Raw genomic sequence first — 617 nt, forward strand, 5'->3', positions numbered from 1 at the left:
TCATCACCAAAAGTTTTGATCAAGTTTACTTTTCCATAGAAAGACATAGGACGGCTGTTTTCAGTGGAAATGGTTTTGGTCAAACGTCCACCAACACGGATTAACCATTGAGAAGGATTGTTCATATCAACAGTAAAATTATCAGCATCTTCAATGGTGTTAAACATCAAATGTTGATAGGCAACTTGTGCTTGTGGTTCGAAGGTTAAACCTTCCATTCCGGTTGCAAATTCTTTGCCAACAGTGGTGGAGATACTCAACATTTTGGCATCGTTCAATTTTGCGGTATTGCCTCTGATGGCATTGGCGATATGCCCTTTTAGGATACCATAGGACAAGAGTGCATCGATGTAGAAACCACTGTTATGCTGTATACTGCCATAGGCTGTAATGGCCCATTTATCCAGCGTGTTCTTCCCTGCATCTTTTATGTCCTTTGGTGTGAACGACAGCTGCCCATAGGTGCCTACAAGACCGAGATGTGTTGTGGTATTTTGCCCTTCAATTGCTGCCAATGTAACACCGGCTTGGAGAGCAGCATAACGAATATCAGCACCGTAACCGTATTTGAGAGGTCCGCGTTCAGAAGATAAAGTTCCTGTGCTTCCATAGGTGTA

General features: G+C 42.9%; 1 protein-coding gene. It reads right to left on the minus strand.

The features are described from left to right. On the minus strand, positions 1-617 hold a 617-nt coding region (locus tag ACFIJP_RS09595; protein WP_375627202.1), incomplete at both ends, for an autotransporter domain-containing protein.

Source organism: Bartonella sp. MU37NMGALS (assembly GCF_042194015.1).
Taxonomy (GTDB): domain Bacteria; phylum Pseudomonadota; class Alphaproteobacteria; order Rhizobiales; family Rhizobiaceae; genus Bartonella; species Bartonella grahamii.